Source organism: Ectobacillus funiculus, assembly GCF_004138295.1.
Classification (GTDB): Bacteria; Bacillota; Bacilli; order Bacillales; family Bacillaceae_G; genus Ectobacillus; species Ectobacillus funiculus.
Genome location: NZ_SCFM01000136.1, coordinates 1 through 473 on the forward strand (window position 1 = coordinate 1; position 473 = coordinate 473).

The following is a 473-nucleotide window of genomic DNA, read 5'->3' on the forward strand; positions in this document are numbered from 1 at the left end:
CGTGAGATTAAAGCAGTATTCCATAAGGAGCCATCTGAAATTACAGACGTTGTCCTAGCGGTAAAAAATCTGTCTAGAGAAGGCAAGTTCCAAAACGTCAACTTCGAGGTACGTAAAGGTGAAATCCTCGGAGTCGCAGGACTGATGGGCTCTGGAAGAACAGAGATTATGGAAAGTATTTTCGGAATTGACCCGCCAACCTCTGGTGAAATTTATATGCATGGCAAGCAGGTGAAAATCAATTCGCCGAAAGAAGCAATCCGTCATAAAATCGGCTTATTAACAGAGGACAGAAAGCTGACGGGTGCATTCCTGCCACTGTCGATCCGGGAAAACATGATTATGTCTAACATCGACAATCTATCAACTTTTGGTTATCTAAATAACGGTTTAGTGAAAAAAGCATGCAACGAGCAGGTAGAAAAATTAAGGGTAAAAACACCGCATTTAAATCAGCTTATTATGAACCTAAG

At 41.2% G+C, this 473-nt stretch carries 1 protein-coding gene; it reads left to right on the forward strand.

All coding sequences use genetic code 11. The features are described 5' to 3' along the window. Positions 1 to 473, forward strand: a 473-nt coding sequence (locus EP737_RS25205) for an ATP-binding cassette domain-containing protein (protein WP_165350948.1), incomplete at both ends; no start/stop codon positions are given.